The organism is Lacticaseibacillus zeae subsp. silagei, from assembly GCF_030770335.1.
GTDB lineage: Bacteria > Bacillota > Bacilli > Lactobacillales > Lactobacillaceae > Lacticaseibacillus > Lacticaseibacillus zeae.
This window is the reverse complement of sequence record NZ_CP132484.1, coordinates 459440-478999: the sequence shown is the minus strand read 5'-3', so window position 1 is coordinate 478999 and position 19560 is coordinate 459440. Positions and strand designations below refer to the sequence as shown.

Annotated in this window: 20 protein-coding genes and 1 pseudogene; 1 reads left to right on the top strand and 20 read right to left on the bottom strand. The window is 45.6% G+C overall.

Annotated features, from left to right (window positions below):
* Nucleotides 1-41: 41 nt before the first annotated feature.
* The 9 genes and pseudogenes from LACZS1_RS02260 to LACZS1_RS02220 form a co-directional block, all read right to left on the bottom strand.
* Nucleotides 42-1037, bottom strand: coding sequence for an ornithine cyclodeaminase family protein (locus LACZS1_RS02260; RefSeq protein WP_070650693.1), 996 nt, complete (start codon nt 1035-1037; stop codon nt 42-44).
* Nucleotides 1038-1073: 36 nt separating this feature from the next.
* Nucleotides 1074-1943 (bottom strand): sulfite exporter TauE/SafE family protein, encoded by an 870-nt coding sequence (locus tag LACZS1_RS02255; protein WP_070650690.1) that lies wholly within the window; start codon nt 1941-1943, stop codon nt 1074-1076.
* Nucleotides 1936-2124 (bottom strand): annotated as a pseudogene (locus LACZS1_RS02250) (TrmB family transcriptional regulator); the annotation flags it as partial. The pseudogene LACZS1_RS02250 and the gene LACZS1_RS02255, both read right to left, overlap by 8 nt.
* A 920-nt stretch (nt 2125-3044) precedes the next feature.
* Complete coding sequence (locus LACZS1_RS02245) at nt 3045-3686, bottom strand: P-loop nucleotide/nucleoside kinase family protein (protein ID WP_070650688.1); 642 nt, start codon at nt 3684-3686, stop codon at nt 3045-3047.
* Between the two features lie 22 nt (nt 3687-3708).
* Nucleotides 3709-4569 (bottom strand): class II fructose-bisphosphate aldolase, encoded by an 861-nt coding sequence (locus tag LACZS1_RS02240; protein WP_070650686.1) that lies wholly within the window; start codon nt 4567-4569, stop codon nt 3709-3711.
* Between the two features lie 16 nt (nt 4570-4585).
* Complete coding sequence (locus LACZS1_RS02235) at nt 4586-5008, bottom strand: hypothetical protein (protein ID WP_070650684.1); 423 nt, start codon at nt 5006-5008, stop codon at nt 4586-4588.
* Between the two features lie 16 nt (nt 5009-5024).
* Nucleotides 5025-6311, bottom strand: coding sequence for a PTS sugar transporter subunit IIC (locus LACZS1_RS02230; RefSeq protein WP_070650683.1), 1287 nt, complete (start codon nt 6309-6311; stop codon nt 5025-5027).
* A 31-nt stretch (nt 6312-6342) separates the two neighbouring features.
* A complete protein-coding gene (locus LACZS1_RS02225; protein WP_070650682.1) occupies nt 6343-6654 on the bottom strand; it encodes a PTS sugar transporter subunit IIB in 312 nt (103 codons plus the stop codon).
* On the bottom strand, nt 6655-8751 hold the full coding sequence (locus LACZS1_RS02220) for a BglG family transcription antiterminator (protein ID WP_070650681.1): 2097 nt from the start codon (nt 8749-8751) through the stop codon (nt 6655-6657). It abuts the gene before it with no gap.
* Between the two features lie 336 nt (nt 8752-9087).
* Between LACZS1_RS02220 and LACZS1_RS02215 the strand changes: the two genes are divergently transcribed.
* A complete protein-coding gene (locus LACZS1_RS02215) occupies nt 9088-10002 on the top strand; it encodes a DUF4767 domain-containing protein (protein WP_070650680.1) in 915 nt (304 codons plus the stop codon).
* 402 nt (nt 10003-10404) lie between these two features.
* Here the strand turns inward: LACZS1_RS02215 and LACZS1_RS02210 are convergent, their stop codons facing one another.
* The 11 genes from LACZS1_RS02210 to LACZS1_RS02160 all read right to left on the bottom strand — a co-directional run bounded on the left by LACZS1_RS02210 (nt 10405) and on the right by LACZS1_RS02160 (nt 19493).
* Nucleotides 10405-10791, bottom strand: a complete 387-nt coding sequence (locus LACZS1_RS02210; RefSeq protein ID WP_070650679.1) for a PTS sugar transporter subunit IIA — start codon at nt 10789-10791, stop codon at nt 10405-10407.
* A gap of 22 nt (nt 10792-10813) precedes the next feature.
* Nucleotides 10814-11641 (bottom strand): PTS system mannose/fructose/sorbose family transporter subunit IID, encoded by an 828-nt coding sequence (locus LACZS1_RS02205; RefSeq protein ID WP_070650678.1) that lies wholly within the window; start codon nt 11639-11641, stop codon nt 10814-10816.
* Nucleotides 11619-12401: a PTS mannose/fructose/sorbose/N-acetylgalactosamine transporter subunit IIC gene (locus tag LACZS1_RS02200; protein WP_070650677.1), complete on the bottom strand. Its 783-nt coding sequence runs from the start codon at nt 12399-12401 to the stop codon at nt 11619-11621. Before LACZS1_RS02200 ends, LACZS1_RS02205 begins: the two co-directional genes overlap by 23 nt.
* 12 nt (nt 12402-12413) lie before the next feature.
* On the bottom strand, nt 12414-12881 hold the full coding sequence (locus tag LACZS1_RS02195; RefSeq protein WP_070650676.1) for a PTS sugar transporter subunit IIB: 468 nt from the start codon (nt 12879-12881) through the stop codon (nt 12414-12416).
* Between the two features lie 12 nt (nt 12882-12893).
* Nucleotides 12894-13604 (bottom strand): GntR family transcriptional regulator, encoded by a 711-nt coding sequence (locus LACZS1_RS02190; RefSeq protein WP_070650675.1) that lies wholly within the window; start codon nt 13602-13604, stop codon nt 12894-12896.
* Between the two features lie 24 nt (nt 13605-13628).
* A complete protein-coding gene (locus LACZS1_RS02185; RefSeq protein ID WP_070650674.1) occupies nt 13629-14600 on the bottom strand; it encodes an SIS domain-containing protein in 972 nt (323 codons plus the stop codon).
* Nucleotides 14601-15014: 414 nt separating this feature from the next.
* On the bottom strand, nt 15015-16541 hold the full coding sequence (locus LACZS1_RS02180; protein WP_070650673.1) for a flavocytochrome c: 1527 nt from the start codon (nt 16539-16541) through the stop codon (nt 15015-15017).
* 364 nt (nt 16542-16905) lie between these two features.
* Nucleotides 16906-17121 (bottom strand): hypothetical protein, encoded by a 216-nt coding sequence (locus LACZS1_RS02175; protein WP_010492819.1) that lies wholly within the window; start codon nt 17119-17121, stop codon nt 16906-16908.
* 14 nt (nt 17122-17135) lie between these two features.
* The gene (locus LACZS1_RS02170) at nt 17136-17699 is read right to left on the bottom strand and encodes a hypothetical protein (RefSeq protein ID WP_070650672.1); all 564 of its coding nucleotides are present in this window, start codon (nt 17697-17699) and stop codon (nt 17136-17138) included.
* Nucleotides 17696-18130 (bottom strand): MarR family winged helix-turn-helix transcriptional regulator, encoded by a 435-nt coding sequence (locus LACZS1_RS02165; RefSeq protein ID WP_070650671.1) that lies wholly within the window; start codon nt 18128-18130, stop codon nt 17696-17698. Before LACZS1_RS02165 ends, LACZS1_RS02170 begins: the two co-directional genes overlap by 4 nt.
* The gene (locus tag LACZS1_RS02160) at nt 18111-19493 is read right to left on the bottom strand and encodes an MFS transporter (RefSeq protein WP_115656707.1); all 1383 of its coding nucleotides are present in this window, start codon (nt 19491-19493) and stop codon (nt 18111-18113) included. The genes LACZS1_RS02165 and LACZS1_RS02160 overlap by 20 nt, the downstream gene beginning before the upstream one ends.
* Between the last annotated feature and the right edge of the window lie 67 nt (nt 19494-19560).

The following is a 19560-nucleotide window of genomic DNA, read 5'->3' as shown; positions in this document are numbered from 1 at the left end:
CTACTGACTGATCTGGCTTTGCAAACACACTTTACTCAGCACTAAAGATCCACACTCGTCCCCACATGCTGCTTATCCGCCGCCTGCAAAATCTTCTCAGCCACAACCACATCCAACACGGCTGTGCCAACGGCTTTAAACAGCGTCACTTGATCATGTCGCTGCCGACCCTTGATTTTGCCATTAATCAACTGCCCGAGTTCGCCGGCATAATGCGCTTTTGTGACCAACCCTTCTTTCAGCGGCGTGATCATATCGCCGGCTTCCGCCAAAACGCCGTCCATGGTATCGAAAATGACACTGTCTGCCCGTTGAACAAGTGCAGCAGGAATCTCATGCATTTCTGGCGTATAGGCGCCAATGCCGTTAATGTGGGTGCCGGGTTGTACATCAGCTGCATCAAACGTTGCCTGCTTTGAAGTCGTAACTGATGTAATGATATCCGATGCCCGAATCGCCTTGGAAAGATCATTGGCTGGCAAAATGTCGACATTGAACTGCTTACCGAAACGATCGGTCATGTCTTGGGCAAATTTTGTCGCGCGGTCGTGGTCGATATCGGAAACATAGACACGCGTTAACTGGCGTACATTGAGCATCGCTTCCAGCTGCGTCGGTGCCTGACCACCCGTCCCAATTAGCGTGGCCACTTTAGCATCAGGGTTAGCCAGCAGATCGGTCGCCGCCCCTTGCAGCGCACCGGTTCGCAGCTGCGTCAGATAGGTCCCGTCAATGATCGCCGACACAATGCCGGTCTTCGGGTCCAGGCTAACCATAGTCGCTGGGACACTCGGCAAGCCCTTGTCGATGTTATCAGGATAAACGGAGACAATTTTAACGCCGAGCGCGGGTTGCTCGCCTGCAGCATAGCCCGGCATGTAAAGACTTTGGCCATGCTCCGCCTGAACATCAATGTTGGTCCGCAATGGCACAGTCGCATCCCCCTTGGAATAAGCCGCCAGCGCAATTTTATCGTCAGCGATCGCATCTTTCATCGTATAAACTGCCTGCACATCTTTTTTCGTTAAAATCCGCATCATATGACCTCCATCATCCTCAATTTAGTCAACGAGTTACGCTTCTTCTTTTTGCCGCAGCGACAATGCCATGCTGACGGCGGAATAAAGCAGCACCACAATCACCAGCCATTGCAGCATGCTGGTGTCTAAGCTTTTCACAAAGAAAACGGCAACCAAAACACCTAAAACGCCAAAAGTCGATGTAAACAAGGTGATCTTCCGACTATAATCTGCCAACTTGACGAATTGAATGGAACTTGTCGAAACAGAAAAAGTCGCGGCACCCATCATGATGGGAAAAGCCGCGGACGGGTTGAGCCCCATGGCATACACAGTCGCCATCGTCAGCGCATACGAGCCAATGCCGATATTGTTCAGCGCGCCGTAAACGAACAATAAAATGGCAGTCAATATCAGCTTCCAACCAGATAAACTGGTGACCGTTCCATTAGCGGGAATCCAGTTAAATTTGCCTGCCAAGATCATCAGCGCCGCAATCAGCAGGCCAGCCGTGACAAACTTCTTAATCGTGTCAGCGGGCAACTTAACCACAAACCGTGGCCCGATATAGGCACCAATCACCGCCGCAATGATGCAGATCGCCAACGTCTTTATGTCAACCGTAATGGCGGTAATGTACGAAAGCGCCATGGCAGCCACCGGAATAACACATTGCGTATTCAAGGTACCAGGCAGCTTTTTGATTGACACCCATTTGACCTTGGGATATAGCGCAGTGCTAATGGCAAAATCGGAAATGCCAAAAGTCGACAGCAGAAAAATCAGAAATGAAGTGAATGGCAAGGCCCACGTCGTCGCCGGTTCCGTCATGACTTCCGAGCGGTGCCTTAATAAGTCACGGACAAAGTAAAAAAGAAAGCCTAAGTTAATAAGTACAATTAAACCCAGTAAAATCTTAATCATGCGCGTTCTTTCCCTTCCGATCCAACATGTAAATGTCCCAAATGCCCTCAAGGTCTGGATCGAATGCTTTCTTGGCAGCCGTGTCCAAAATTCCGAGCGTTCTCAGATTATAAGTGTCGTGAATGACGTATTCTTGCGCTATGAGAACAAACAAGTGGTTTCGGTTGTAAATGACACTATCATCCTAACCTCCTAATAACTACTGTAAGTGAATTCATTCACTAGTCAAGGCTGCTCATCAGTAATTTTTAGCCTTTCGACTCACACTGCCTGTAAATAAGCACTTATAGTGAAATCTTGAAAACAGTTCTTGTGTATTCGTGTACATATTTGATTAAAAAAATAGCCCTGTCCGGTAAGTTTACCAGACAGAGCTATAGTAATGGCACACACCCTCAATACTTGAGCTGAAAAATCAAACATGTCGACCATAAGTGGTATCTCTACTTAAAGCGTTTAAAGTTTGCAATGTGTTCTTATTGACTGCATACGCAACAACCTATAGACTAAAATCATGACAAAGAAAGAGGAGTAATTACCCACACTTCTTAGTCTAGCGGATTGGATGGCACACACCACTCAACATTTTTTTGAATCGTGGAGGTGATGGCCATGCCAGACTCAGGAGACAGAGGGGGTTGCCACTTGGATGTGGCGTCGATTATTATCGCGCTAAGCATACTGATTACCAGTAGCGCTAAAGCGTATGCGATAATCAAAAAAGCTAACCGTCAAAGTTAGCTTCCCCACATGTCATCTGAACCGTGTTTGAGGTCATCGGGGTGCCTCCCGGTGGCCTTTTCTCAACCTCTAAATTATACGTTAGAAATGACAGATTGGTCAACTATTTGTCTGCACCAGTAAGTTTTTTGTACTATTTTCCCGCTTCAGTATGTTTTTGTCCGCTTCAGTATGTGTCAAGGCTCATATTCGTCCTTGCTGAATGTAATCCTTGTCACTAACAGAAAAAAGCCAGCCATGCAAGGTTAGCTTCCTAACTCGCGGTTGAGATCATCAGGGGGTTTATCTCGATGATCTCTTCTCAACCTCCAAGTCTTATGATAGGTTTTACAGACTCGTCAATAAAGTAGTCTCATATCTTCAACCTATTTCCCCGACATCCGACGCCTTCAAAAACTCGTTCAATTGCGCCACCAGCGTCTGATAATCCACCCTCGCATAATCATTCACGTCCACCCTGATCAGCCTGCCAATCTGAAAATTCTGATAGCCGCGATCACTCACTCGGTTGCTGAACACTTCAAACGAAGGCATGCCATCGGGTTTCTCGTTAATACTTTCAAGGGTATCACCGCGATGGTAATGATTCATGAGATGGCCAAGGTGGCGGGGATCAGACAGGTCACGTTGACGCTGGCGATTGTAGAGTATTTTGATGTCTGCTTCTAATCGGATTGTGATGACTGGGTAATGATTCTTCATGGCCAACTTTTTGAGGGCTGGTTTTTGCAGACGGCTGAACGGATAATCGCCTAGAATCATTTTGTGTTCGTTCATGAGAATATCAATGCCACGGTAGTAACGCGTCCTTGCCTCAGCATCAAGCGTTTGCTTTTCCTGAAGATTATCGAAACCCAGCTCATCGTAGAGGTGCTCTTTAAAAAGATCGAGCGGCAGCGACACGAACCCGCTGATTGCCTGCATAATCTTGTTTGCCGCATACGTTTTGCCAGTACCAGGGGCGCCTGCTAACAGAACCAAAACTTGTGTATTATCAGCCATCGTGCCATCTCCTCCTATCGCTTTATGCGTTCACTGGAACTTCTGCGTCCTTATTTAAGAACAGCCCGATTTTGTGCTTGACGATATCATAAACGACTTGGTTACATGGCTCGATGTTGTTGCGCAGAGAGTTGTTGACTTCTGTCTGGGCAAACATCTCTTTTGCTTTGCGGGTCCAACCAACTAACAACTCTGTCCCAACGTTGAATTTTCGGAATCCGTTCTCAGTTAATCGATGATAATCGGCTTCATTAACGCCAGTGCCACCATGAATGACCATTGACGTACTGATTTCCTGATGCAATTCTTCAATTAGAGGCCAGTTCAATTTGGTTTTTGATTTAAATTGGCCGTGATGCGTACCAACGCCGACTGCTAGTGCTTCAACATCAACATGGTTCAAGAACGCAATCGCCTGCTGCGGATCTGTGTAACGACCTTCCTTAACCGTTACGCCTTCTTCAGTTCCGCCGATTGTTCCGATTTCACATTCGACAGAGACACCATGTTCGTGAGCATAGTCGGCCACACGCCGAGCGCGTTCCATATTTTCCTTGTTTGGTAGCGCCGAACCGTCGAACATCACCGAAGAATAACCGGCATCGATCGCTTCTTTGATAGCATCAAACGACTTGGCATGATCAAGATGCAGGTCAACATCAACTAATAAGTCTTGCGCCATCGACTTACAAACAGCGACAAAGTTCTTCATACCGACATATTTCGCCGTTGCCACACTGGTTTGTATGATAATAGGAGAGCCCGCGTCCTTAGCTGCCATGATCATCGGCGGCACCATCTCTAAGTTGTGCGCGTTAAAGGCACCAACTGTGTAATCGAGTGCTTGTGCTTCATCCATTAATTGTTTTAAATTCTTGTACATATGATTGCCTCCCAAATTAATAGCCAAAACCAGACCGCATGACGCGTTTAGACATATCAAGCAACGCATCTGTTTTGCTAACCCATTTCTGAATGTCGTCATCATTCTTGGCTTTTGCCGCTTGTTTCCGCTGTACCTCATACAGATTCAGCAAGGCGTTATAAGCATCACCAAACTCCTCTTTATCCTTGATGCTCGCCTCATACGCAGCAATGGCCGCCAAATCGTTCCCTAATTTCGCTTGTGCAGCGCCTAATTGGTTGTATAAAAGATGCCGCTTTTCTTTATCGTCCGTTGTTTGCTTGATTTGTTCCGTTAAACTGGCGACTTTTTCCTTCAGATCTGCAGTATCAGTTGGTGAAATTGGTTGATCGTGCATTTTAGATACCGCAGACGCTGATTTCTGATCCTCTTTCTTTTTAAACAAACCGCCAAACATGATCGTGCTCCTTTCTTTAAACTGCTTTAAGAATCGGCGTCAGGATCCACGCATACATCAGCATGGCAACAATGGTGTCTGAGTCCGTTGCCGACGCATTCACGAAGCCAAACGAGGTCAAGGCCGTTACCAGTAGCGCCGGCAATAATGTGATGAATAGGCCATGAATGATTCCGCCGATAATGGCGCCGCGCCGACCACCGACAACATTACCGAAGATACCGGCAGTCCCTCCGGCAAAGAAGTTCGTCAGCATCCCCGGCAGAATAACCGCCAGACCGAAAACCGGCATCAAGAACATACCGATGACAGTGCCGATCGTTGTGGTAATGAAGCCTAGAATGACTGCATTAGGTGAAAAAGGAAACAGTACCGGGCAGTCAAGTGCCGGCTTGGCATTAGGTACCAGCTTCATCGCAATACCACGGAAGGCCGGAACGATTTCACCAAGTAAGAGCCGAACGCCAGCAAGCAGAACGTAGACGCCGACCACAAACTGAATGCCCATCATGAACGCATTCATGATATAGTTCAGACTCGTACCATTTCCGGCATACTTGGGGCCTGCGAAAGCCGCCGTAATCATGAACAACGGCACCATCACAACCGCAACCGACAGATACGTGTCTTGCAGAAATTCCATGTACTTGGGTAATTTAATGTCCTCAATCGAATGTTTCTTTTCGCCTCGTTCACCAAATACCCACGCGGCGCCGGCTTCTACCATGTAGCCGATCGTACAAAAGTGGCCTAGCGCAATGGCATCGCCCTTCGTAATCTTACGAACAAAAGGTTGAGCAATGGCAGGCATTGCGACAGCAAAAATACCGCCAATGACACTACCTACAACAATGGTCATCACAGAGTTAAGCCCGGCCATTTTCCCACCGACAACTGTCATCGTTGACATCCATAAAAGTGCTTGCCCGGTCAAAAAGATATATTTCCACGGTGAGAATCGAGCAATCAGGATGTTGACAATAAAGATGCCTAAGAAGGTCAAGGCAATTTCATTCCCTAAGCCCAGCGTGTTCATCGCCTGGCCGTTAATCGCCTCAATACTGGGAACAACGCCTTGCAAGTGAAAGCCATGTTGGAAAATCTTACCGAAATAAGTCAATGCCGTGACAATAGTGGCGGATCCCGCAGAAAGCACCTGGAAGCCTAATAGTGTTTTGAACGTCCCGGTTAAAACTGCACCAAAGGATTTACGCTGTAAGAGCAAACCCAACATCGCGATTAATGCAATGGTGATGGCAGCTTGGGTCAGGATATTTTGAATAATAAAGTTAACCACAACCATGATTCATTCCTCCTAACGCGTTTGTGCTGAATCAGCTGGCTTTTTCGGATAGTTCCTTAATGACCGGCACAAGCTTGGCTTCAATCTCAGCAGGATCAACAATGTTGTGCAAAAAGACAAACTTGATAGCTGGATCAAGATCATATTGTTTGAATTGTGAAGCAAAATTTTCCGCCGAAACAATAATGTCTGTTCGTAATCCTGGCGTTGATGAAATGGCTTCGTGTTCAAGTTTTTCATCTAAACCTAGGCGATTTAAAACATCTTCTGCTGTCATTTGGCAAGCTAAGGAAGACCCCAAGCCGGCCCCGCAGATGAAGTAAATCGTTAATTTCCTGCTCATTTAAATCGTCTCCTTTGAGGTTTTTTCGTTAAATAAAATCGTTTTGAATTGCTGAATATCCGTTTGTTGAGCCAGCTGATCAACCTTTTGCTGATCATTAATGAGTTGAACAATGGCTTTCATGACGTTGAGATGCGAATAATTGTCAATTGCCGCAAGACAGAAGATGATTTTCACAGGATCATTGTCGGGATTGCCAAAGTTAATTGGCTTTGCTAACGTCGTGATGGTGACGCCCAACTTCTTTGCCCCATCTTCCGGGCGCGCATGGGCTAACGCGATGGAAGGGCCAATGACAATATACGGACCGAATTTCTTTACTGAATCAATCATCGCTTGTACGTAATGCTCGGTAATGTAATCCTCGTCAAGCAATGGTTTTGCCGAAAGACGGATCGCATTTTCCCAATCATCAGCTTTCTGTTGAAGTAGGATCTGGTGGTCGTTGATTAAATCTTTCAACATAGGCTGAACCTCCCTTTCATTGATTTCGACATGGTTATCCTTAAACGCTGCCTGCAAATCAGCCAGTAATCTTTTATCAACTGTTACTTGATGTGCCTTGAGCGTGTCCAGAATGGTTTGAAACAGCCGAGTTGGATCTAAAGTCCGGCCTTCATATTTAGTCAACGCTGCATATTTCTTTAAAAACGCTGCGATGCGATTCAGGTCAACTTCTGAAGGAATCGGGTTTACCTTTAAACTGGGAATTTCATCAATAGGCATGTCGACTGTCTTGAAAACCAAACTGACTGGCAATTTACGGAGAATTCCCACTTCTGACGTGCTCAGAACTGCAAGAACATCAATGTTGAAGCGTTCTTCAAGTTTGGCTGCTAAAACCCGACCAGTCGCCGTGCCGAAGTTGCAGACAACCGCGGCTTGATACTGATAGTCTTGACGCTGCCGATCTTCAGCCTGTGTTGCCGAAAAATACATGGCAAGAAAGGCTTTCTCATCATCGGACATCGTCAACTGATAACGGCCAGTCATAAAGAATCGATTAATGGCGTCATAGATTGGACTATATCCTTGCTGAATGGTCTTCTTCAGTGGATTAACCACTTTCATATTCCGCGACAGGCGTTTGAACAAAGCAGTCATGTGGTTGTATAGCTCTTCAAAAAGCTTTTCATTTTTGGAAAAAGGAAAACCGATTTCTGTTTCCATATAATCCATCAGCGCAACACTGAAAATCTGGGCCTTAACCCAGTCGTCCAGATCAATCGCCCCGCGCCGATTAAAACTGTTAATCAAAAAGCCGACGTAACCCAGCTCACTGCTAACATCAATCGTTAAGTCATAGTGCTGAATCAACTCATTGAGGAAGTTTGCATTTTCCTTATTAAGGTCAACCGCCGTCTCATCGTCTTTAACATAATGGCCGCTACGCACTCGGTGCAGCCAAATGATGAGCAATACTGTCACTTGCTGGCGATACATATCGTTCGCGGCCAAAGCACCATTTGGAAAACACCTTAGCAAGAGATCGCTGATGTAAGTCACATCTTGTTGGTTAAAGACTTCCTTCATTTTGTCGACATACATGCCACTGGCGATCAGCTGTTGGCTGATTAAAGTGACTAACGCGTGCTGGCGCGTTAAGACATCCCCAAACATAGTACGAATGGATCGTTCATTACCTTCAATCTGCGCACCTAACTTTGGGCTGGTTGTGAGGGTTAAGCTGTATTTCGCTAAATCAGCCCGCAAGTTGCGCAAATCGGCATCCATCGTACTTTTGCTAATCTGCATCGCTTCCTGTTCATCGACAAGATAAACGGGATGCTTTGCCTGAAGTAAATCCAGCAATAGATAAACTTTTCGTTGTTCAGGGGTTAATGCACCTTGACTAATACTGTTAAAGTCAAGTACATCAGACAGCGAATGCAGCTGTTGCGTTGAAATGTGATTATAAGCAACACCTCTTTTGATATCGAATAAAGGCAATTCTTTCTCCGCCAAAACCTGATTTAAAACCTGAATCTCATTCCGAATGGTTTTGGTCGTGACATCGAATTGTTTACTTAAATCCGATAATGAGTTCTCTGAACTGTCCAACAATGTTCGCAGAAGATTCGTCAATCTTTCTCGCATTGCCTTACCCCCTTACAGCTTCTATACTAGGCAAGCGCTTACATTCCGAAAAGTAGAACCTTTTTCTTTTACTTGGGAAACAAAGTACACCTCGTCTTAAAGTTCAATCTATTAAATTTACGTGGACACTAAAAAACTCCATGATGACTAAGGCTTATCTGCTTAACCATTATGGAGCACAACATGAGATTCTAAGCTCAGTAATAAGGGAATCTTCAACCTCACAGAGAAAAATCAAAATATGTGAATAAAATTGCATGTTCTGCGAGTACCGCCCTTTTAATCCCGTATACTTATGAGCCATGCTATACTTGTTCTGATATGGAGGAGATCATTATGAAAAGGCTTTTACTCTTAGCTGTCATTGCAGTGACAGTCATTTTCGCAGGGTGTAACAAAACTACTAGTGAACAGGAACAATCCTCAAAGGCTCGCCCAAAAGAATCTATTACAAATCATACCCAATCTACCCCAACAACCACTTCAAGATCTTCTATGAAAAATCTAAATACAATCTGGTCTCCAGAAAAAAATACGAAACTAACTGCCTTCATGGAAGACTGGCAATCAAATATGGGACAATCTTTTAAGGGAACTTATGCTAGTGAATCAATTACTAGACTTGGTGCAGTATTTCCTAGCAGCTTAGAGACGCAAAAAACAGAGCTCGTATTTGATTCTTTTGCCACACTCAAGTGGTCTACTACAGGAGAAAGCAACGCTGATTACACAGTCGTTGCGGCAGCTGAAGGTGGCAAACCGAATGTTGTGTGGCCGATGCTGTATCTTTTTGTGATCACAAAAGACAATCACGCCCTTGTCCTACAAACACAGACGACAAATGGTGACTACCTCCATTTTTATGAGACACAGAATACCATGTTACAACAAGGATTTGCTAAGATTGCGGCAGAGAACAACAACGTCACTGCTTCCCCAAATTCAAGTTGGCACTGGACTCTAGATGAAGGTTTTCGCTACCTTAAATTGATGCACTCTTCGAACGAAAAAATTCAAGTGGCAGCAGATAGTACGACTGAAGGGCCCTTCTTTGATGTAAAAATCGATGATCACGGTCGAACCGGAAGAATAGTAGGACCAGATGGAGGTGGAGGCTGGTCGTTAACTAAATTAGATAACGGTACGACCATTGCCCAACAATTCGATGAATCTTCAATGCCTACGGGCGTCTGGTTTCTTGTCAGAGATTCAGATCATCTTATTCTAGATTTTAAAAACAGAGCGAAGTAAACACAAAATAAGATAGACAGACATCGATTAGAAGTCTGATAGAAAAGGCTCTCTGAAAAACAGATTCCAAGTTCAGCATATAATTCAGTAGTCTTAAAGACGATAGCAGTTCTGCTACAGTTGCTTCAAAATCCATGAATGTGTCTGTCGTAGGTGCACTTTTACGATCCTCTTATATAAAAATTACGGCATTCACCCCGTTAGTTTTCAGAGCGAATGCCGTGGCCATTATTTATCTAAATACAGATATTCAAGTGTTTGAAATCTGATTCAGATAAGTACACGTTTCATCTTTTATTTGAAATAAGCTACTCCAACCTGTAGTTACAGGCCTTGACGAAGGCGCAGTTGGCTCTATCAATTCTAATTATTTCAGTTAACAACCTCCTGAAATTCCCACCTTCAGGCTTGCTCAATTATTTCATTAACACATGCAATTCCGTTTTGAGCATCACTGACTAAGGAGCCCTTTTTGTCAACAAAACAAGCATTCACATAGCTGATAACCATTGGCATATTCATACCAGCATAAAGATCAAACTTCTTTGTACCTTCCATCAAAACTCTAGCAGCAATATTGCACGGTGTCCCACCTATCAAATCCGCGAAGACAGTAAAATGATCCGACAATTCCATTATCTTTTCAAATCGCTCGCGAAAGTCATCCGGTCCATCATTTGGTCCTAAACTCAAAGTTAGAATATTCTCTTGGGGACCTAGAATCATTTCAACGCTCTTTTTGAGCTCCTCACAGTAGCGGCCATGACTAATTAATAATAGCTCTGACATACCAGTCAATCCTTTCAAAAATTTAAGCTGATAGAATTTTAAGACCAGTTCCAATAATGCTAAATGCGATTATGACGATCAGTATCCAGCCGACTTTCCATTTCTTTTTCAACATCCACATTACTGCCAACGTTGCTAGAATGGGAAGCATTGACGGTAAAATCTGATCAAGGGTCTTAATTAATGAAACCGCGGCTTTCCCGGTACCAATCTGAATTGGTGAGTTGACAATTACATAACTAGGCACCATTGCCCCAATAACCATCATCCCTAGAATTGAAGCTTTTTCTGAAATACTTTGAATGATATTGGAGTCACTCATCCGAGACATGAGACTTGTGCCTTGCTCATAGCCAAGTTTAAGCCCGAAGTATCGGATGATCGTTGTTGGAACATTGTAGGCCAACAGGAAAAGAATCGGCCCAAACACGTTACCGGCCTTGCACAGTGCGATCGAAATACCTGTACAGATAATTCGCCAGGTTGTTAAGATCAGCGAATCGCCGACCGCCGAGAGTGGACCCATCAAGCTCACCTTAATATTATTGATTAGCTCTGGATCAAAATCCGGGTTTTTATTATTTTCTTCCTCCATAGCAATTGACGTTCCGAGCGTAATAGGAGCCAAAACGTTGGTGATATTAAAAAATTGCATGTGTCTGATAAGTGCTTGTGACATCGCGTTATTCTCATCTTTATAAATTGCCCGCAATGCTGGTGTCATTGCGTATGCATACCCAGTTGCCATCTGCCGCGTATACTCCCATGAAGCGCCCATTGTAAAGGTGCGCCAGAATACTGAGCGTAGGCTCTTTTTGACTGCTGGATTAGAAACTGTCTGTGTCGTCATTATTTGAACCTCCAATCATTGCAGGTCTATTCTTTTTTTCGTTGTAATACATGATCATGACGATGACCATCCCGATGATGGCTACCCCAATGATCGGCATCTTCAGATATGCAGAGAGTGCAAATCCGAGGACTAGGTATGGGACGATTTCCTTACGCAGAATCTGCTGAATCAGCATAGCAAACCCAAAAGCAGGTAACAGACCACTGGCAACAACTAGCCCATCTTGAACAAATTGGGGAATAGCGTGAACAATCGTGGATGAAAAACCAGTGCCAAAGTAATAGGCTGCCATAATTAGTAAGGTTGATGGCACAAAGTTCACGACGGTTCCGCCCCAGAAAGACATCATGCTAAGTTTGTGAGAATTGCCTTCTCGTGCATACTGATCGCATTTGGCAACATATAACGGTGCGACAAAGACATAAGCCAAATTTTGAACCAATAATACCAACATTGACAATGGCAACCCAAAAGTTAAAGCTGCAGATATGCCCTTACCAGTACTAATTGCAAAAACCGTGCCAAGCACACCAGATGAAACCATATCTTGTGGAACGGACGCCCCAATCTCCACGACTCCTATATAAGCTAATTCGAGTGCTGCCCCAATTTCAATTCCAGTCGTCAAATCACCTAGAACAAAGCCCGTCAATGGTCCGATAACGATTGGTCGAGCCACCTGACCACGCCCAGTTAAAAAATACTCACCATAACCTAGAAAAGCTACAAGGCCGATCAAAAAAGTTTTTAATAACATGACCCATACCTCCTAAAACTCCAACGTCTTGGAAGACGTTGTTGGGACCTGTTGAATATAAACTTTAACGCCGGCATCAGACAATTGTTGGAGTTCCTGCTTGTCTTGGGGTATCACATTAACGGTTGCGGACAGGTTTTCAGTTTCAGCGGTCGCCTTAGTGCCGCCTAAATTTAATTCTTTTGGCTTATTCTTAAGCCCAGTTATCAATCGATACGCATCGTGTATTGATTCGACGACGATCATCAAATCATACTTATCAGCAATGCCGCTGTTAATCTGATCAACACTTTTTTTGATAGACATAATAACAAGTTTTGCACCATTTGGACGAGCCATTTTGATTGTCGCTTTGCGGATTGGATCATTTGGCACATCATCATTGGCAATGAGAATACAATTGGCATTGGTTGCCCCAAACCACGATAGCGCAACTTGTCCATGTAGCAGCCGGTGATCGACTCGAATAAACTTGATCATTTCGATCTCCTCCTAAATTTTAAATTGATATCTGTCTGATGCGATCAGTTGCTCACCGTACTGGACGACTTGGTCATGATCATCAAATATCTGTGTTTCAAGATAAAATAACGGGAACCCAACAGAACGATTCAACAAATCAGCTGCTTCCACATCTGCAGTCTTGATGCTCAAAGTTGTATTATCCGAACTCATTGACTGAATGCCAAAATGATCTTTAAAAATCGCGTACAACGATCCATTAAGATCGTAATCTGGAAGTGAAGCAAATCGCGGTAGGGGATAATAATTACTTTCGATAAAAATCGGATCATCATCTAAGTAACGTAATCTCACCGTATGCAGCACGTTTTTTGAAGTTGTCGTTAAAAGGCGACTAAGTTTTTCAGTTGTTTGGACTCTTTCCACTTTAAGCACCTTAGTATGCGGCACAAAGCCGCTCTGCTTAGCCACCTTTGAGAAACTTTCCACTGTGCTCTCCCGAACAAGACGACTCACCCGTTGCGGTTTGCGCACATAGCTTCCTTTACCCTGAACGCGTTCAACGAGGCCGTCTCTGACCAGACCATCTACTGCTTGACGCACAGTAACGCGGCTCGCTCCGTACTCTTCTTGCAGTTTGACCTCGCTTGGAAGCTTACTATCCAGGGGATAAACGCCAGAAAGGATCTTGGCTCGAATGCTATTCATAATCAGTTCATACTTCGTTACGGGTGTCGTCATAGTGAAAATCTCCATTCAGTTTTATTAGTAGGCCACCTTTCCCATATATCGGCGCACATCTAAAGAATGATCACGCTTGACTGCCAACTTGGAACGATATTCGCTGAGAATGGTGTAAAAAAGGATAGGACTAAAGTATTCTGCTACTTCACTATCAATCATATCCAACCCAAGTTCTTTTGCATCCACAACTTCAACTTTTTCAGCGTATTTATGAAGAAAAGTTAGCGCTCGTTCGTCCATAGCTCGTGTCCGTCCGACACTTTCAATAACAATGTATGGACGATTTTTGTCTGTCACTTCAAAAGGGCCGTGAAAGTATTCACCAGAGTGAATTGGAACGGCATCTAGCCATTGCATCTCCATCAGGCTGCAAATTGCAAATCCATAGGCATGCCCAAAAGACGGACCACTACCAAGAATGTAAAACATTTTTTCATTGCTATATTTTTCAGCAAATGCCCGTGTCCTTGGTTGTACCTGTTCGATTGCATTGTCAACAATCGTATCGATCTTATTGAAACCATCCCTGAATTCTTCAAGTTGATCATAATCTTCAATTCCGGCTAATAACTGCGTAGCCATGTCAAGCATGATCGCCATCGGGTTATGAACGACCTCTCGCTCATTACCCCATTCATACACGATTTTTTCATCAGAGTATTTCAACACGTCAGCTTTGCCATTGAAGGTGAGGCCAACTGTGTAAGCCCCATGCTCCTTTGCCACCTTAGCTGCAGCAACAGTTTCTGGTGTGTTTCCACTGTGCGAGCAAACAAAAACAACAGAATTAGGTCCAATCTTTTTCGGGGTGACATGAACAAACTCATTTGCGGTATACCATCCAGTCGAAACAGTCTTAGCTTCCGACTGCAAGAAATAATATGAAACATACATGTCCACTAAAGACCCACCACAAGCGACAAAGTAGATAGAGTCAATCTTACCGTCGTTATGTTTGAGGATGCGTCGAACCATCTGTTTTGTATCAGCCATCTCAGTTCCTCCTTAATACGTCTTAATACGTCTTTTCAGATCTATTGTATCCGTTTTCAAAAAGCTGTCAATAGCTTTTTGAAATTTCGTATACAATTGCGAATTTCTTAATGGCTACAAGATTTTCATTTCCTTCTCACCCTAAACTGCCAAATGTCCGCATTCGTAACATATCAAAAAAGCCATAATTTCGAACACAAACGAAAAGGCTCTGAAATTTCACATAGAAAACTTCAGAGCCTTTTGATACAGGCATTTCGCCATACTTAACTTAAAAAAATAAAGTAAAGGGTCCGCATATAAACGAACTAACAAGGATCATACCTGATTTACATTTTCGACTTAATTAAGCTGTCTTGAGTACATAAAAAAGAGACAGAATCTTTTCAATTCTATCTCTCCTTCGTAAAGTGATCACTGCTGCGCCTTCACATAAGCCGCTGCCTGTGTTCCCGCCTGCCGACCAAAGATCACAATGTCAGCGACGGAATTGCCGCCGATTCGGTTATTGCCGTGTAGGCCGCCGGTGACTTCGCCAGCTGCGTATAATGCTGGAATCGGTTGTTGTTGCTTGGTCAGTACCTCAGTCTTCGTGTTGATTTTTACGCCGCCCATCGTGTAGTGAATACCTGGGGCGATTTTGAAGGCATAGTACGGGCCAGTGGTAAGACCGTGGTCCATCCCGGTCGTGCGCCCAAACTCAGCGTCTTTCTTGGTGGTGACGGCCTTGTTCCAAGTAGCAACAGTCTTGGCTAACGTTGCAGCGGGAACCTTCATTTTCTTGGCGAGTTCCGCAAGCGTTTTGCCTTCTACATCAAGCTTATCCTTAATATAGAAGTCAATGGCACTTGAACGCTGCCGCACACCTGAATCGATGACGACCCATGCATATTTACCTTTTTGCTTGTTAATGGCGGCGGAGACCTTGTCACGTGTGTTCATTTCATTGTAAAAACGTTTCCCGCTTTGGTTCACCAAAATGCCGCCTTCACCACGGGTCGCTTCGCCGATGAGGATGTGTTTGCTTTGGTTAACGGTTGGATGAATCTGAATCTTGTTCATATCGATCGCGTAGCCACCGACTTTTTCGATCATTTTGACGCCGTCACCGGTTGCGCCGGCTTGATTGGTTGTGACGTAATTGGCGAGATCCGGCCGGTATTTCCTGATCATCTGCTTACTTGCGCCAAAACCACCAGTCGTAACGATCACAGCCTTGGCCGCAATTTTCTTGGTTTTATCCTGGTTGATCTTCACAGTCACGCCGCTGATTTTGCCGTTCGTTTCATTTAGCTTGGTGACGTCAGTGTTAACGAACAGCGGAATCTTCTCTTTCTTGACTTCCTTGACCAGGCCATCAACCAGATAACCGCCCACCGCTGAACCATCATGCGGCCGATGAGTGCGTTTGACGGACATCCCGCCAGAAATTGTCAACTTGTCCAACTTAATGCCAATAGAATCAAGCCAATCAATGGCACTAGCAGAGTTATCGACAAAATAGCGTAGCAGCGCCTTATCATTGGTGCCACCGCCACCTTTTAGCGTTTCTTCATAGAAAAGATCGTTGCTGTCCTTAACGCCTTGGGCAGCTTCAACTTTTGTCTGGCTGGCGTTCATGCCGCTCGAAGCCTTCAGCGTATTGCCGCCAGCAACCGGCATCTTTTCAAAAATAACCGGATTCATGCCCTGCTGCTTGGCTTCAATCGCAGCCGTCATCCCCGCACCACCGGCACCGACGATCACAATGTCATACTTTCCTTTCATCGTCTTAGGATCTGTATAAGACTGTTGCGAAGCACCACTTGTCACCTTAGTGCTGGTTGTCTTGCTCGATTTCGAGCTTGATGAACTGGACTTTGAACTCGTCGAACTGCTACAGCCAACCAAAATAGCGCTCAACAGCACCAGCATCCCCGTAATTTTAACCCACTTTTTCAAAAGAAGTCCTCCTCTTTGAATGCGCTTACTAATGTACGTGAATAGGTTAACAAAGCTGTGTGTTTTTCTCAACTTTTGGAAAGGCTAGGTTAAATATTGCAGATTGCGGTCGACGTGGTAAACCATGCAGAGGTTTAGTGCTGACAACACTTGGCCTATTTTTTGCAAAAAAAACGGCTCCCCTTGTCAGGAAGCCGCCAACGTTCGAACGATCTATCAATATGCGGGTGACTAAGCCGCGGTGACCTTCGAATGACATTCAGTACTCTACAAAAAGAATATCGTTATGCCTCGTTTTTTTCAACTAAAACCCGCATAAAGTATCAAGCTAACGCCGATCATCTTAAGCCATGATCACAACGCGCTACACCTCATCATCCAAACGCGTCAACCGCTCTTCCAACTTGGCAATCTCGCGTTCGACTTTTTTCAACCGCGCCATCACCTCTTCCAAAGTGAGGCCCTCCGAACTATACCCTTTGTACCGCGCACTGATATAGTCCTCTTCTTCCAGACGGCGGGCCTCTTCTTGCAAATCGCCCAGTCGCCTGATCAGTGTGTCAAAATCCGGCTTTGCCATGTGGCTTCACCTCTTTACGCCAACGCGTCCGGTGCTGACAACTGTGGCGCCTTGCCTTCTCTAGCCAAGACCCAGTTGTCGTTGTTCCACATCTCGGTCGCGCGCCGATTGCGAAAATAATCCCACAACGATTCGCGTTCGACTTCGATCACTTGGTTGTCTGGCCCGATGGTGACCCAGTTGTAGGATCCGTTCCGGTGGGCAAATTTTATCCAGTAAACCGGTGCCGAAACATGCACGCCGTTGTCTTCATAATGCCGCTCCTGCCGCTCGGTACGCATGTAGCTCAAGCCGGCCGCGTAGTCGGGATCAAGTTGATTGAACAAAGTGATCGCTTGCTGCAGAGCTTTGTCAGCATCTGGCAAGTGCCCACCGTTTTTGAAGGCACTTGAGTTGAAGCTGATCAAGTGGCCTTTTTGATCGGTGACCACGGTCAGATGTTTGTTGTTGGGCGTGATGTCATCGGTGTTTTGGTACCGTTCCACTGTGACATGCGCCCTGTTGCGTCTGCGAACATCGGTTTCAACCACATAAAAGTCTTTGGGAATAGGCAGTAAGTTCATGAATTCATTTTTCAAAGTTCCGACCCCTTTTCCGTTTTGTTCAGCACATCAAGCATCCGTTTAAAGGCGACCTTTTCGGCAGCACTCAATCCAGTTGTCAGTGTTGCTTCATAGTCAGTCACAATACGTCTAACCATGGGTACCAGCCGGCGACCTTTTGGCGTCAGGCTGATGACCCATGCCCGCTTGTCCTCATCGGAGCGGCGTTTGACCACGAATCCCAACGCGATCAGTTGCGCCAGTCTACGCGTGACGTTGCTGGGATTGAGGTGAATCATTTTGAAAAGGGTCTCCTGACTCATTTCGTCCACAGTGCCCAGTTTCAAAATAAAATAGTAGTTGCTGGCATTGAGCGTGGTGGGAGCCAGCGCTGCATCCAGATCATGCTGGATGGTGCGGGATAAAATGTTGACCCGTGCAATTAATTCATCCGGTTCTTTTGGCATCTTTGACCTTCTTTCCTAAAATCATGGCTGCAATTAAAAATAGCCCAGCCGCAAGCAAGAAACTGACACATTGCGCCGTGAGTAACGCCGGTGCCCCCGCGTTAGCCGCGGTGCCGTTGGGCCGGATCAGGCTGAGGGTTTGGTAAAAGACCAAGCCGGCAAACGCACTGCCAATGCTCATCCCCAGCTGGCGGGCTAGCGAGGTGGCGGCACCGACCTGTCCCCGCATGCTTGCATCGACGCTTTGGATCAGCACAACGCTGTTCGGATTCGTGAACAGAGCCGTCCCTAATGCAAAGACAACGGACACGATGACAAACGGCCAGAGCACTTTTTCATTGGGCACCAGAGCAAAGGCGGCGTTCGTGACAACGAGCAGCAGCAAGCCGACCACCATGAGCCGGCGCCGATCGCAGTGATCAGTGAGGAATCCAGCAAGCGGATTGGCCACCAATGCGGTCAACGGTGTGAGCATCAACAGATACCCAGACACGGCAACCGGCACGCGCAGAATCAGTTGCAGATAAATCGGCGCAAGTAAGGTGAAAAAATACGCCGCAACATAATTCAAAAACGAAGCCGCCAGATTCCGCGAAAAGCGTTGGTTCCTGAACAGCCGCGTATCCAGCATTGCTTCTGGCGCTTGCCGCTCATGCCGCCAAAACAGGTAGGTGCCACCGCCGATCAGCACCAGCAACCCAATTGTCAGTAGCGGAACATGGTTTATTTGAAGCAGCAGCAACAAACCGCCAATGACAATGAGTTGCAGAAATCCACGGTGATCAGCCTTCCTTTTCCCTGAAGCTGACGTCACCCTCGGGAAAACCGCCCATTCAATTAACAAACAAAGCAAACCAATGGGTAAGTTCACCCAGAAAATGTATCCCCAGGGCAACCGGCTTAAGATTAAGCCGCCGAGACCCGGGCCGGCCAATGCCCCTGCCGAAATAAAAATCGACTCGATTCCTAACGCCCGCCCCAAAAGCGCAGGCGGGAAAACATCGGCAACAATCGCATAACTCGTCGCCATCGTCATACTGGCCCCGACCGCCTGCACAACGCGGGCTGCCAAGATCAGCTGAAAATGACTACCAAATCCAGCTAAGCCGGAACCAATCAGAAAGAGATACGTGCCCCAAATGAACAGGCGCGATCGTCCATATTGATCAGCCAGTTGCCCGAAGAACAACAGACAAACACTGATCGTTGTGAGATAAACCGTCAACAATAAGTTCACTCGGCTCGGACTTACCGCCAAATCCTTGGCGATGGTCGGCACGGCAACGACAACAATCGTTCCGTCAATGATGACCATAAAGAAGAACAAGCCAAGGGTGATGAGAATCAGCCACCGTTTAATCACGGCCTCACCTCCTGTTGTTATTATAGAGATATTTATTTGCTTGCGCAAGCAAATTTAAAAATATAAC